The sequence below is a fragment of the Pseudomonas sp. R-28-1W-6 genome (genome assembly GCF_009799925.1).
Classification (GTDB): Bacteria; Pseudomonadota; Gammaproteobacteria; order Pseudomonadales; family Pseudomonadaceae; genus Aquipseudomonas.
Genome location: NZ_WELK01000001.1, coordinates 547,984 through 561,791, shown reverse-complemented (window position 1 = coordinate 561,791; position 13,808 = coordinate 547,984). Strand labels below are relative to the sequence as shown.

Here is a 13,808-nt window from a genome sequence, read left to right as displayed (position 1 = left end):
GTCTCTCAGAACAGGTCCATTTGCCCTAGGGTGCCGGTGGGTATGGGAGCCGGAGCTGCAGCCATAGCCGGCATCCCCAGCCGCTCGGCCAACCCCGCCGCGCGCTCGGCCTTGGTGTTCACCGCCTCGCTCAGACGCGCCGGCAGGCCCCAGATTTCCACCTTGTGCTTGGCGCGGGTGATGCCGGTGTAGAACAGCGCGCGGGTTAGCAGCGGGCTGGGCAGTTCGGGCAGAGCCAGCAGCACTTCGCTGAACTCCGAGCCCTGGCTCTTGTGCACGGTCATGGCGAAGGCACTGTCGTGGCTGGGCAGGCGCGCCGGGGCGAAGGCGCGGTAGCCGTCCTCGCCTTCGAAATAGACGCGCAGGCCGTGCTCGCCATGCAGGCACAGGCCGATATCGCCGTTGAACAGACCCAGGGCATAGTCGTTCTGCCGCACCATCACCGCGCGGCCGGGGTACCAGCGCTCGCGTTCGGCCAGGCTGTAACGGCGCTTGATCCGTGCCTCCAGCGCCTCGTTGAGGCCGCTGACGCCCCAGGGCCCTTCGCGCTGGGCGGTGAGGCCGCGGAAGGCGTTGAAGGCGGCGAAGGCCTGAACCGGATCACCCGCACGGGCGGCCTGCAGGTAGGGGCGATAGCCCTGGTCGAGGCGTTCGAGCAGGGTGGCCGGGGTCGGTTGCGCCTGCCAGTGCAAGTCGGCGCGCGGCTCCCGGAGCAGGCTCAGCGTGCCGGCGGCATCGCCGCCATTGATCCGCCGCGCCAGCTCGCCGATGCCGCTGTCGCCGGCGAAGCGGTGACTGTGAGTCAGCAGCACCACGGCGTCGCCCAGCCGCGAGCGCGGCGGGTCGACCGGCACGCTTTGCCCGGTGATGCGCTGCAGCTCGGCCACCGCCTGGGCGTCGAAGCCACGGCCCTCGCACAGTTCGGCGAACACCGCACCGGCTTCCACGGCGGCCAGCTGGTCCTTGTCGCCGAGCAGGATCAGCCGCGCATGGGGCGGCAGGGCATCGACCAGCTTGGCCATCAGCGCCAGGTCGACCATCGAGGCTTCGTCGACCACCAGCACGTCCAGCGCCAGCGGCCGCGCCGCGTCGTGACGCACCCTGGGCGTATCGCCGCGGCTGCCGAGCAGGCGGTGCAGGGTGCGCGCCTCTTCCGGTAGGGCGGCCTTGATCGCCTCGCTGACCGGCAGAGCGGCCTTGGCATTGCGGATCGCCTCGGCCATGCGTGCCGCCGCCTTGCCCGTCGGCGCGGCCAGGCCGATGGCCAGGCGCTCGCCACCAGGCTGCTCAAGCAGGGCGGCGAGCAGGCGTACCACGGTGGTGGTCTTGCCGGTGCCAGGGCCGCCGGAGATCACCGCCAGGCGCCGACGCACGGCCTGGGCGGCGGCCAGGCGCTGCCAGTCGGGTTGTTGCCGATTGAAAGCGAACAGGCGCGCCAGGCTTTCCGTCAGCACCGTTTCGTCGACCTCTGGCAGATCGCCGGCGCGAGCCAGCAGCTGGCTGGCCAGCTGGCTTTCGTAGGCCTGGTAGCGGGCCAGGTACAGGCGCGAGCCGTCGAGGATCAGCGGTGCGAACTGACCGGGCGCGCCGACCAGGGTTGAGGCTTCCAGCTGCGCGCGCCATTCGATGAGCGGCGGCAGGACGAAGGCGAACTCCGGCCACGGTCGCTGCCCGGCCAGGCGTGCCAGCGGCAGGCACACATCGCCCTTGCCCAACGCCTCGCAGCACAGCGCGGCGGCGGCCAGCACAGCGTCCGGAGCGCTGACATCGAGACGGCGCAGGCTGTCGACCAGCGCCCGCTCCAGCGGGCCGAGGGGCAGATCGGCGAGGCTCATCGGCATCCCCCGTAGGGTGCGCCGTGCGCACCAATGGCCTGTACGGGGTCGGTGGTGCGCGCGGCGCACCCTACGGCAGGGCAGCGGCTCATTGGCCTTCTCCGGCGAACAGAGCATCTAGCGCATCCAGCAGCGCATCGCCGGGCCGGGCAAAGTACACGCCGGCCTGGGGCATGCCGCGCAGGAACAGGTAGTAGGCGCCGCCGAGCTGATCATTGCTGAAGTCGGCCAGGCGCTGACGGAGGAAACGCCGCAGCGCCACCAGGTAGATCAGGTACTGCAGGTAGTAGTGCTCGCCGGCCAGGGCCTGCAGCAGGCGTTCGCCGCCATAGTGGCTGGCGTCCGGGCCGAGCCAGTTGGACTTGTAGTCGAGGATGTACCAGCGCCCGGCATGCTCGAAGGTCAGGTCGATGAAGCCCTTGAGGAAGCCCTTGAGGCCGTCGAACTCCAGGCGCTCGGCGGCCTGGCGCAGCGGCTCGGCCAGGCCCATGGCCGGGTCGACCAGGATCGCGCGCAGGCGCTGCACGTCCAGGTCGGCCACCGGGAAGGTGAAGCCCAGTTCGGGCAGACGCCGCGCCGCCTGCAGGCTGGCCAGGGTCAGGCCGCTGCCGTCCAGGTCGCTGTCCAGCACCCGCTGCAGGTGGGCGCTGGCGATGGCCGTCCACAGTTCGGCGTTGATGCCGTGGGCGCTCAGCGCCGGCTCGACCAGTTCGGCCAGCGGGGCCTTGCCGCGCGCCCAGTCTTCGAGAATGGCGTGCAAGCAGGTGCCGGCGCGGGCGCCACGGGGGAAAGCGAAGAAGCCGCTGCCCGGCTCGCTGGCATCGGGCATCACCAGGCCGTCGCGGTCCGGCGCTTCCATATGCATGCCGGCGGCCAATCCCGAAAAGCTGCCGATGCGCCAAGCGCTGTGCAGGCTGCGCTGGAACTGCTGCAACTGGGCCGGCGCGACGGCACGCTGTTCGCCGGCGGCATTGGCCTCACGATTGAGCAGCGGCACGCGGGCGATCATCCCGGCGCTGCCTGCGGCCAGGTGGTCCAGCTCGGCAGCCAGGGCCACGCCGGGCTTGTCGTTGAGATGGCCCGCCAGCTCGGCGAGGGCATCCTCACCGCCCAGCTCGCGGCCGTGCAGCAGCCAGGCCAGGGCGCTGCTGTGCAGGCCTTCGTCGGGCAGGCCGCCGTCCTTCTTCGGCTTGGGCACGGCCACCGGGCCCCAGTGCAGCCACAGGCGGTGCTCGGCACGGGTCAGGGCCACGTAGGTCAGGCGCAGCTTCTCGGCGAACACCTCGCGCCGGGCTGTCTGCAGGCGCTCGTCGAGGCGTGCGCTGCCGAGGTCGAGCAGCGGCTGGCCCTGTTCGTCATGACAACGGGCGCTGTCGGTATGCTGGCCGAGCAGGCGGCCGTCCCACAGGAAGGGGCAGAACACCAGCGGGTATTCCAGGCCCTTGGAAGTGTGGATGGTGACGATCTGCACCCGCTCGGCATCGCTTTCCAGGCGCAGCAGGGCATCCTCGCCGGCGCCCTCGCTGCCGCGCTGGCCGTTGAACCAGGCGAGCAGGGCCTCCAGGCCGGGGCGCTGCAGGCTCTCGGTCTGCAGCAGCTCGGCCAGGTGCAGCAGGTTGGTCAACCGGCGCTCGCCGTCGATGCCTGCCAGCAGGCGTTCGGCCACCTGCTCCTGGTCCAGCCAGGTCCTGAACACGCGCATGAAACCGTGCTGCTGCCACAGCTGGTGGTACTGCTCGGCGTCGGCGCGCTCCTTGTCCCAGGCGCGCTCGTCGTCCTGGCAACGCGCCAGTTGCGCGGCGTCGCGACCGAGCAGGCGGCTGGCCAGGGCGTAGCGCAGCACGCCCTCGCGCCCCGGCTCGGCGTAGGCGGCCAGCACCGCGGCCAGCTCGGCGGCTTCCTCGCTGTGCCACACGCTGTCGCGGCCGCGGCGCACGCTGGGCACACCGCGGGCCGCCAGCTGCTCGGCGATGCTCGCCGCCTCGCGGTGGCTGGCGACCAGCACGGCGATATCGCCACCGCGGAGCGGGGTGCGCGCGCCTTTATCGTCGAAATAGGCGCGGCCCTCGCCACTGGCGGCCAGCAGCCCGGCGATGCGCTGGGCCGTGTCGAGGGCGGCGATCTCGCCGGCGCGGCCCTTGTTCAGCCCCTCGTCGCCCAGCCAGACCAGGGCCAGCGGCGCGCCGGCCTGGTCATCCGGCAGCACCAGATCAGCCCGCGACTTCTTCCCGGCGCTGACCGGCGGGTAGTCCAGGCCCTGTTCGGCGAACGGCTGCGGGCGGTCGAACAGGCGGTTCAGCGCGTCGATCAGCTGTGGCGTGGAGCGGTAGTTGAACGGCAGATCGTAGCGCCGCGCGGCGGCATCGCGGGCGCTGAGGTAGGTGGCCAGGTCGGCGCCACGAAACGCATAGATCGCCTGCTTGGGGTCGCCGACGAAGCAGAGATCCCCACCTTCGCGGTAGATGCGATCGAAGATCTGGTACTGCACCGGATCGGTGTCCTGGAATTCGTCGATCAGCGCCAGCGGGTACTGTGTGCGCAGGGTCGCGGCCAGGTCGGCACCGGCCGGGCCGTGCAGCGCCTCGTTGAGCCGATTGAGCAAATCGTCGAAGGCCAACAGGCGCTGCGCCGCCTTGCGCGCCGGCAGCTCGGCGTTGAGCTGATCGAGCAGTTCGACCTGCAGGGCGATCAGGCGCTGGCGGCCGGCCGGCACGGCAGCACCAAGCGCTTCGCTCAATAGATCGAAGGCCTCGGCCAGGGCGCCCTGCGGCGCGTCGAAACCCTTCTTGGTGGCCTTGTGCAGCGCCGCCGCGCCGAACTTGGCCAGGCCATCGGGCTGCTCGAACAGCGCCGCTGGGTCGGCGAAGTAGGCGTCCAGGCCGGCGGCCCACAGGGCGAACTTGCCGGCCTTGTGAGTGCTCTGGCTCAGCCCGCCATGCTCGCGCAGCTGCGCGACCAAGGCCGCGCCCTGTTCGCGCCACAGCTGCTCGGCGCGCTCCCAGGCGCGGCTGGCGGCGTTCAGCTCGTCGCCGCTCAACGCCTCGCGCGGCTCGATGCGCAGGTAGGGCTTGCCCAGGTGGCTGCGCAGGATCTGGCGCAGGCTGGCCGGGGTGATCTTCTGCTTGGCCAGGAAGCGCGCCCAGGCCGGGTCGGCCGCCGCCAGCACATGGCGCCAGGCGTCGGCGAGCAGGACGTCGAGCACCTCACGGTCGTCCTGGGTCAGCTCGCTGTCGAAGTCGCCACCGGCCTCGAACGCGGCGTCCTGCAGGGCGCGCTGGCAGAAGCCGTGGATGGTGAAGATCGCCGCCTCGTCGAAGCCGTGCACGGCCAGCAGCAGACGGCGGCGCGCCTCCTCGCCGGGATGGCGGCTGTGCAGCTCGAGGAGGAAGGGGTCGTCACTCGGCGTGCCTTCATAGACCGCCAGCAGCTCGGCCAGACGCGCGCGGATGCGCTCGCGCAGCTCGGCGGTGGCGGCGGTGGTGTAGGTGACCACGAGGATCTGGCTGACGCTGAGTTGCTGCTCCAGCAACAGGCGCGCGTACAGCGCGGTCAGGGTCCAGGTCTTGCCGGTACCGGCGCTGGCCTCGATCAGCGAGCGGCCGGTGAAGGAGGAGGTCTGCAGGTCGAGGCTCATGCGTCGTCCTCGTCGGCGGCCAGGGCCAGCAAAGCCGGGCCGAGCAGTTGTTCGGCCAGTTGCTCGAAGCGCTCGCCGAGCGGTTCGCGCTCGCGAAAGGCTAGGGCGTTCCAGGGGTCGAGGGCCTCGCCGGGGATCGGGCTGAAGTCGGCGCCGAGCCAGGCGCTTTGCGCGGCGCCACGGGCGGCGTCGATGGGTTCCTTCTTGCTGCGCGCACTGGGGGTGACCAGCGCCTTGGCGAATTCGTAGCTGCTGCGCGGCAGGAACGGCAGCGGCGCGCTGAGCGCCTCACGGTAGGCGGCCAGCCAGGGTTCCAGCAGCTCGCGCGGGTTGGCCAGGGCGCCGAGCTGCCAGTCGCCGGCCGGCGAGACCAGCAGGCTGTCGCGGGCGATGCCTTCGCTGGCGGCGACGTTGAGCAGCAGGTGGCGCAGCCAGAAGCCGGGCAGGTCCCAGGCGCTCGGCGCATTCAGCCGCCAGTCGAACAGGCCGGCGCTGGTCACCCCATCCAGCCAACCATGCAGGCGCACGCCGGCCAAGCTGATATCCACCAGCAGCGGTTGTGGCGCTTCCGCCGGGCGCGCCTCGAACAGCCGTGGCGCAAAGGCGCGCACCGGGCCGCGCAGCTTGCCCCACAGGGCGTGGCCCAGCTCGCCGGTGGGCAGCCAGCCGGCGGCGCGGGCGATGCGCCGTTCCTGCTGCTCGCTCCAGTCGCGCTCCACCGCCTGCAGGGCCAGGTGGCGCAGGCCACGGCGGGCCGGGCCTTCGAGGGCGAAGGGCTCGTCGCTGGCAATGGCTTCCTCGGCATCGGCCAGGCGCAGGCCCAGGCGCTGCTCGAGGAGGAAGCGCGCCGGATTGCGGAAGCACAGCAGCAGCTGCGCCGGCTCGATACACAGCCAGTCCTCGCCGGGCTCCGGCAGCTGGCTGATGAACGGCGGCGGGGTCAGCAGCGGCGCCTCGGCCAGGCGCTGGGCGGCGCGGAACCAGGAACTGGAGAAGCCCAACTGCTGGCCCGATTGCTGGAAGTTGCCGGGGGCGAAGGGTTGCAGCGGATGGGCCACGGTGATCGCCGCGCTGGCTTTCTGCTCCTGTGGGAGCGGCTTCAGCCGCGATGCGTCGGTGGGGTCTGCATCGCGGCTGAAGCCGCTCCCACAAGAGGCGATGGCGGTGATGTCGACGGCTTCGAGCAGTTCGCTGACCAGCACCGAGGGCGGCAGCACCGCGTTGTCGCGCGGGTCGCGGCCGACGTAGCTCAAGTACAGGCCGTCGCGTGCCGAGAGCAGGGTTTCCAGCAGCAGGTAGCGGTCGTCCAGGCGTCGCGCGCGATCGCCGCGGCGCGGCTTGTGGCTGATCAGGTCGAAGCCGGCCGCTGGGGTACGCCGTGGCAGGGCGCCGTCGTCCAGGCCGAGCAGGCAGACCAGGCGGAACGGCAGGCTGCGCATCGGCACCATGGTGCAGAAGGTCACCGCGCCGGTGAGGAAGCCCGAGGCGCCGCCGCCGGCTTCCAGCGCCGTACCCAGTTGCTGGCGTACCAGGACCAGCTCCAGCGGCCGGGCGATGCCGGCATCAGCGGCCTGGCGGGCGAGGGCGGCACAGGCCTGGCTGAGCAGGAGCAGGGTGTCGCCGGCTTCGCGCTCGTCGAACAGGCTGTCGATCAGCGCCTGCAGGTCCAGCGCCCAGTCGGCCAGCGGGCGCGCACGCTGCAGGCTCTCGGCGAGGCCGGCGAGCCTGCCGACGAAGGCGCACAGGCGGCCGAGCAACTGGCCGCGCGCGCCTTCCAGGGCATCCAGCGGCAGGTTGTCACCGAGCAGGGGAATGCCCTCGCCGGCCAGTTGCGGTGGCGCCGCGAAGCCCAGCAGCAGGCGGTCGAGGCCCTGGGCCCAGGTGAAGGCGTTGTCTGCCGGCAGGCCGAGGTCGGCATGGTGGCCGGCGTCGCGGCCCCAGCGCACACCGGCATCGCGCAGCCAGTCGCGCAGCAGCGGCAGGTCTTCGGGCTCGATGCCGGCGCGGCGGGCGATGGCCGGCTGCTCCAGCCAGGCGAGGATTTCCTCGGCGGCGAAGCGGCTTTCGGGCAGGGCGAGCAGGTCGATAAAGGCTTCCAGCAGCGGCAGCTCGGCGCGCAGGCTGCGGTCGGCCAGGCTGAAGGGGATGCGCGGGGCGCCTTCGCGCGGGGCAAAGACGGCTTCGATGTAGGGCGCGTAGCGCTCGATATCCGGGGTCAGCACCACCACCTGATCCGGGGTCAAGCTGGGTTCGGCGGCAAAGCGGGCGAGCAGCTGATCATGCAGGATTTCCACTTCGCGCAGCGGCGAGTGGGCGATATGCAGCTCCAGCGAACGGTCGTCCGCGCGCAGCTCGATGCGCTCGTCCGCACTACGCGTTCTGAGCCGCAGGATATCGTGCTGCAGGGCGTGCAGCAGGCTGTCGTCGTGCAGGTCGGCGTCTTCCGAATACAGCCCGGTTTCCTGCCCGCCCTCAGCCGAGGCCAGGCTGAACAGGCTGTCGAAGAAGTCGCGGCCCTGCTTGCCGAGGCTGGCCAGCAGCGGGTGGCCGACGTCGAGATACCACTCGTCCGGGCTCAGCTCCGGCTGCCTGGCCAGCTCACGGATGTCGCGGATCTCGCCCCAGGCCTCGCGGCACGGGTTGAGGGCGAAGATCACCACCTCGGTATGCCGCGCCAGGCCTTCGAGCACGCGCAGGTGATGAGGCGGCAAGCTGCTGATGCCGAACACCAGCAGGCGCTCGGGCAGGCCGGCAATGGCCGTGGGGTCGTACAGGCGCTGCAGCAGCTCGTCGAGCAAGCGCGCACGGTGCGGGTGGCCATCGGCGGTCAGCTCGCGCCAGAGCAGGGCCTGCCAGGCTTCGTCGGCACCGAGGTCACACAGTTCGCCGCGTTCCCAGGCGGCCAGCCAGTCGTCGCGATACAGCAGGTACTGGTCGAACACGTCGGCGATACGGCTGGCCAGGGACAACCGGCGGCGTTCGTCGCCGCCCTCCAGGTAGCGCGCCAGGCGCGGCGCGCGGTCGAGGTTGGCCGGCTCGCACAGCCAGTCATACAGGCGCCAGCTCAGGGTCAGCGGGGTGAAGGCGGACTGCTCGGGCAGCTGGCCGAGCACCAGCCGCGACAGCTCCCAGACGAAGGCCGAGGGCAGCTGCACCTCCAGCTGCATGGCAATGCCCTGTTCGCGCGCCAGCTGCAGGGTCAGCCAGCGGCCGATGCCCTGGCTCGGCACCACCACCCGCGCCGGGGCGAAGGGGTCTTGCAGCGGCTGGGCGAGCAGCCGTGTGGCCAGGGCACCGAGGGTTTCCAGGTCGGGGGCGTGGAAGAGGTTGAGCATGGGCGGCCGGGCATCCTGTCGGGGCCGTTAGGTTACCAGCAAGGTGCGCAGGCCGGCAGGGCTCAGAGCCTCGCGTAGGGTGCGCTGTGCGCACCACAACACCACGCACCGGCCTCTGGTGCGCACGGCGCACCCTACGGGAGATCGTGAACAGGCGCTGGGCGCGACACTCGGCCCTCTGGTCGAATGCCGGCGGATGCACTGTACTGAAGGCAGCTTTCTCGCTCAGCCCAGGGGCCACCATGACCGACACGCTCACGCCAGCCACACAGCCGGATGTCTACCCGCTGCTGCAGACGCTCTATGAAAAGGGCGGCTCGGACATGTTCTTCAGCGTCGGCACGCCGCCGCAGATCAAGCTCGAAGGCCATACCGTGCCGCTGCCGGTCGCCGCGCTGAAGCCGGGCGAGGTGCGGCAGATGGCCTACCAGCTGATGAACGAGCGCCAGGTCGCCGAATTCGAGCGCGACCTGGAGATGAACCTGGCGGTCAGCGTGGCCAGCTCCGGGCGTTTTCGCATCAACATCTACTACCAGCGCGGCGAGGTCGCGATGGTGGTGCGCCTGATCAAGAGCCAGATCCCCAGCCTGGAGGCCCTCGGCCTGCCGCCCCAGCTGGGCAAGCTGGCGCTGCTCGACCGCGGCCTGATCCTGGTGATCGGCGCCGCCGGCTCGGGCAAGTCGACCACCCTGGCGGCCATGCTCGACCTGCGCAACCGCAACAAGTCCGGGCACATCATCTGCATCGAAGACCCGATCGAGTTCCTCCACCAGCACCAGCGCTCGGTGATCGACCAGCGCGAAGTCGGCCTGGACACCCACAGCTTCGCCGCGGCCCTGCGCAACGTGCTGCGCGAGGCGCCGGACGTGATCATGCTCGGCGAGATCCGCGACCTCGACACCATGCAGCACGCCCTGCACTACGCGGAAACCGGCCACCTGTGCCTGGCCACCCTGCATGCCACCAGCACCAGCCACGCGCTGGAGCGCATCGTGCGTTTCTTCCCCGAGGAGGCTCGCGCGCAGATACTCGCCGACGTGGCGCAGAACCTGCTGGCCATCGTCGGCCAGCGCCTGGTGCCGGCTCTCGACCAGCGCCGGGTGGCGGCGGTGGAGCTGCTGCTCGGCACCGCGCATATCCGCGACCTGATCCAGCGCGGCCTGCTCGACGACCTGCGCGAGGCCATCGGCCGCGGCCGCGAGCAGGGCCTGCAGACCTTCGACCAGCACCTCTACGAGCTGTTCGAGAGCGGGCGCATCTCGATGGAGGAAGCCATCCGCCACGCCGACTCGCGCACCGACCTGACCCTGCGCATCAAGCTCGGCCACGGCGGCGCCGGCGAGGGCGGCAACCTGCACCTGCTGCGCGACAGCTGAAGCTTCGCCACGGCGCGCGCGGCGTTGATCCAGGTCAAAACCAGCTGGCCAAGGGCCACCTAGAGTGCCCGTCCGAAATCCAGCGCCTGTCCCGTAGTCATGCCGCGAACGCCCCCCACCATACTGGTCGCCAACAGCGACCAGCAGCTGGCCTGCCGCCTGCGCCGCCTGCTGCACGGCGAAGGCCTGGACTGCACCGTGCTGGCCCGCCCGGAAGACTGTAGCCAGGCGCCCCTGTGCGGCTGGCTACAGGATCAGCCGCTGCCGGCCCACGCCACCCTGCATGCCAGCCTGGCCGACGCCATCGAAGTGCTCGAGCGTTCCCGGCATGCCTTCAAGTCCCGCGACCTGGCCGACCTGCGCCAGCGCCTGGAGCAATTGCTCGGCGAATTGTCAGCGCCGCCGGAATAGGGTAGAAAAGACCGCAGTAGGTTCCGCCCACAGGCGGAGACCGGCTTTGCCGGGCAGGACGCATGGGCCTGCAAGACGAAGCGCCGAGACGCCCCGTTCCCCGAGAACGCGCCGTCCGGCGCTTTTTTTATGCCCGCGAAAAACAACAACAGGGAGGACATATGGGCGCAGTGGCAACACTCGAGGAACTGATGCGCCGCATCGGCCTCGACCAGGCGGAAGTCGACGAGCGCTGCCGCCTGCTCGACTGGCAGGGCATGGATGCGCAGCTCCTGAACGGCGCCGCGGCGGCCGTGGACCACGCCCAGCAGACGTTCGTCGAGCGCCTGTACCGGCACCTCGGCGAGTTTCCCGGGCCGGCCAGCCTGATCAGCGACGAGGCCACCCTGGCCCGCCTCAAGCACAGCCAGCTGGATTACTACCAGCGCCTGTGGCGCGGCCCCTACGACGGCGACTACGTGGCCAGCCGCCTGCGCATCGGCCTGATCCACCAGGTCGCCGGGGTCGAGCTGAAGTGGTACCTGGGCGGCTACCGCCTGTACCTCGACTCGATGCTCGCCGAGCTGTGCCCCGACGCCGAACAGCGCACGCTGCTGGCCAGCCTGCTCAAGGTGGTGTTCTTCGACATGACCCTGGCCATCGACACCTACAGCGCGGCCCAGCGCAAGGCCCTGGAAGACAGCGAGGCGCGCTTCGCCCGCGCCCTGCGCGGGGCCAACGACGGCATCTGGGACTGGCACCTGGAACACGACCGGCTGTACGTCTCCGAGCGCTGGGCCGGCATGCTCGGACTGAGCCGCGACAGCCTCGGCGAAGGCAGCGCCAGCTGGTTCTCGCGGGTCCACCCGGACGACCTGCCCGGCCTGCGCCAGGCCATCGACGCCCACCTGCGCGGCGCCAGCGCCCTGCTTCACCACGAATACCGCATGCGCCGCAGCGCCGGCGACTACCTGTGGGTGCTGGCGCGCGGCGTGGCGGAGACCGACGCCGGCGGGCAACGCCGGATCGCCGGCTCGCAGAGCGATGTGAGTGCGCGCAAGGCGGTCGAGCAGCAGCTGCGCCACGCCGCCCGCCACGACCCGCTGACCGGCCTGGCCAACCGCCTGCGCCTCGACGAACTGCTGGCCCAGGCCCTGCAGCAGCTGGGCAAGGTCGGCGCGCGCCAGGCCGCCCTGCTGTTCATCGACCTCGACCGCTTCAAGCTGATCAACGACAGCCTCGGCCACCAGTGCGGCGACCAGGTGCTGGTCGAAGTCGGCCGGCGCCTGGCCCAGTGCCTGCGCCCCGGCGACCACCTGTGCCGCTTCGGCGGCGACGAGTTCGTCGTGCTGCTCACCGACATGGCCAGCGCCAACGACGCCGAACAGGTCGCCCAGCGCATGCTCGACAGCCTGCACCTGCCGCTGCACCTGGCCGAGCAGACCCTGGTGGTCAGCGCCAGCATCGGCATCGCCGCGCTGCAGGCCAGCGACGCCTCGCAGGATGCCCTGCAGGCCGCCGACCTCGCCCTGTACCGCGCCAAGCAGGCCGGCAAGGCGCAGTTCGCCCGCTACAGCGCCGATCTGCAGACCAGCGCGCGCTATCAGCTGGAGCTGGAGAGCGCGCTGGGCCAGGCCCTCGACCGCGACGAATTCGTCCTGCACTACCAGCCGATCTGCCACATTGAGCAGGGCGAGATCCAGCTGATCGGCGTCGAGGCCCTGCTGCGCTGGCGCCAGGGCGACAGCCTGGTGCCGCCGCAGGCGTTCATCCCCTCGCTGGAGGAGTCCGGCGAGATCCTCCGGGTCGGCGACTGGGTGCTGGCCCAGGCCTGCCGCCAGGTGCGTGCCTGGCAGCTGGCCGGGCAGGCGCAGTTGCGCTGTTCGGTGAACCTGTCCAGCCGCCAGCTGCAGCAGGACGACTTCGTCGCCCGGGTCACCGACATCCTCCTGGCCAGCGGCCTGCCGCCGGCCAGCCTGATCCTCGAGATCACCGAGAGCCAGCTGATGCAGGACTGCACCGCCACCCTGATCGCCCTGCGCGAGCTGGCCGGCCTCGGCGTGCGCCTGGCCCTGGACGACTTCGGCACCGGCTACTCCTCGCTCGGCTACCTCAAGCGCTTCCCCCTGCACATCCTCAAGATCGACAAGAGCTTCATCGGCGGCGCGCCGCAGGATGGCGAACTGGCGGCGATCAGCCGGGCGATCATCGGCCTCGGCCACAGCCTCGGCCTGGAAGTGGTGGCCGAGGGCGTGGAACGCGCCGAGCACCTGGACTTCCTGCATGAGCAGGGCTGCCGGCTGGCCCAGGGCTACTGGTTCAGCCGGCCGCGCCCGGCCGCCGAGCTGCAGCGCCTGCTCAGCGGCGCAGAGCGTTTCGAAGGGCTGTGCGGCCACGCGCCGCTGGCCACTCCCCACCCCGTACCTGCGGAACTACAACAATGAAAATCAACCTGCCGGTCAGCCAGCGTGCGGTGGACGTGCCCGCCCACGCCAACATCCTGTCCACTACCGATCTCAAGGGCGCGGTCAGCTACGTCAACCCGGACTTCATCGCCATCAGCGGCTACAACGAGGCCGAACTGCTCGGCCACAACCACAACATCGTGCGCCACCCGGACATGCCGCCGGCGGCCTTCGCTCACCTCTGGCAGACCCTCAAGGCTGGCCAGGCCTGGATGGGCCTGGTGAAGAACCGCTGCAAGAACGGCGACCACTACTGGGTCAGCGCCTACGCCACGCCAGTGGTGCGCAACGGCCAGGTGGTCGAATACCAGTCGGTGCGCACCCGCGCCGAACCGGCCCTGGTGGCCCGCGCCGAGCAGCTCTACGCCGAGCTGAGGGCCGGGCGCACGCCGCGCCAGCTGCGCCCACCGCGCCTGGGCCTGGCCGCACGCCTCGGCCTGCTGGCGGGCGCGCCGGTGCTGGCGCTGGCCACGGCCCTCGGCCTGGGCGGCGCGCTGCCCATGCTGCCCGCCCTGGCCGGTGGCCTGGCCCTGGCCGGGCTGCTCGGCGGCCTGCTGCAGCTCGGCCTGCGCCCGCTGCGGGCACTGACCGAGCAGGCCCGACGCATCGCCGACAACCCGCTGAGCCAGTGGGTGTACACCGCGCGCAACGACGAGTTCGGCCAGCTGGCCTTCGCCCTGCGCAGCCTGCAGGCCGAATCCGGGTCGGTGGTCGGGCGCATCGCCGACTCGGCGCGCCAGCTCAGCCAGGAAGCCAGCGAGCTGGCCGCCGCG

Annotated in this window: 6 protein-coding genes and 1 pseudogene; 4 read left to right on the top strand and 3 right to left on the bottom strand. The window is 71.1% G+C overall.

Annotated elements, in window-relative coordinates; all coding sequences use genetic code 11:
• Positions 1–5: 5 nt before the first annotated feature.
• The 3 genes from recD to recC all read right to left on the bottom strand — a co-directional run bounded on the left by recD (position 6) and on the right by recC (position 8,804).
• Complete coding sequence (recD, locus tag F3I62_RS02515) at positions 6–1,835, bottom strand: exodeoxyribonuclease V subunit alpha (protein WP_160488105.1); 1,830 nt, start codon at positions 1,833–1,835, stop codon at positions 6–8.
• An 88-nt stretch (positions 1,836–1,923) separates the two neighbouring features.
• Positions 1,924–5,469, bottom strand: coding sequence for an exodeoxyribonuclease V subunit beta (gene recB / locus F3I62_RS02510; RefSeq protein WP_160488104.1), 3,546 nt, complete (start codon positions 5,467–5,469; stop codon positions 1,924–1,926).
• Positions 5,466–8,804 (bottom strand): exodeoxyribonuclease V subunit gamma, encoded by a 3,339-nt coding sequence (gene recC / locus F3I62_RS02505; RefSeq protein ID WP_160488103.1) that lies wholly within the window; start codon positions 8,802–8,804, stop codon positions 5,466–5,468. The genes recB and recC overlap by 4 nt, the downstream gene beginning before the upstream one ends.
• A gap of 242 nt (positions 8,805–9,046) precedes the next feature.
• On the opposite strand from recC, the gene F3I62_RS02500 reads away from it, so the two are divergent.
• The 4 genes and pseudogenes from F3I62_RS02500 to F3I62_RS20470 all read left to right on the top strand — a co-directional run.
• Positions 9,047–10,180, top strand: coding sequence for a PilT/PilU family type 4a pilus ATPase (locus tag F3I62_RS02500; RefSeq protein ID WP_160488102.1), 1,134 nt, complete (start codon positions 9,047–9,049; stop codon positions 10,178–10,180).
• Positions 10,181–10,279: 99 nt separating this feature from the next.
• Positions 10,280–10,591: a hypothetical protein gene (locus F3I62_RS02495; RefSeq protein ID WP_160488101.1), complete on the top strand. Its 312-nt coding sequence runs from the start codon at positions 10,280–10,282 to the stop codon at positions 10,589–10,591.
• Positions 10,592–10,752: 161 nt separating this feature from the next.
• Complete coding sequence (locus tag F3I62_RS02490; RefSeq protein ID WP_160488100.1) at positions 10,753–13,014, top strand: bifunctional diguanylate cyclase/phosphodiesterase; 2,262 nt, start codon at positions 10,753–10,755, stop codon at positions 13,012–13,014.
• Positions 13,011–13,715, top strand: a pseudogene (locus F3I62_RS20470) (PAS domain-containing protein); the annotation flags it as partial. The gene F3I62_RS02490 and the pseudogene F3I62_RS20470, both read left to right, overlap by 4 nt.
• Positions 13,716–13,808 lie beyond the last annotated feature (93 nt).

Coding starts and splice junctions, on each gene's coding strand:
- F3I62_RS02490 (WP_160488100.1), top strand. CDS start 10,753: ATGGGCGCAGTGGCAACACTCGAGGAACTGATGCGCCGCATCGGCCTC.
- recB (WP_160488104.1), bottom strand. CDS start 5,469: ATGAGCCTCGACCTGCAGACCTCCTCCTTCACCGGCCGCTCGCTGATC.
- recD (WP_160488105.1), bottom strand. CDS start 1,835: ATGAGCCTCGCCGATCTGCCCCTCGGCCCGCTGGAGCGGGCGCTGGTC.
- recC (WP_160488103.1), bottom strand. CDS start 8,804: ATGCTCAACCTCTTCCACGCCCCCGACCTGGAAACCCTCGGTGCCCTG.
- F3I62_RS02495 (WP_160488101.1), top strand. CDS start 10,280: ATGCCGCGAACGCCCCCCACCATACTGGTCGCCAACAGCGACCAGCAG.
- F3I62_RS02500 (WP_160488102.1), top strand. CDS start 9,047: ATGACCGACACGCTCACGCCAGCCACACAGCCGGATGTCTACCCGCTG.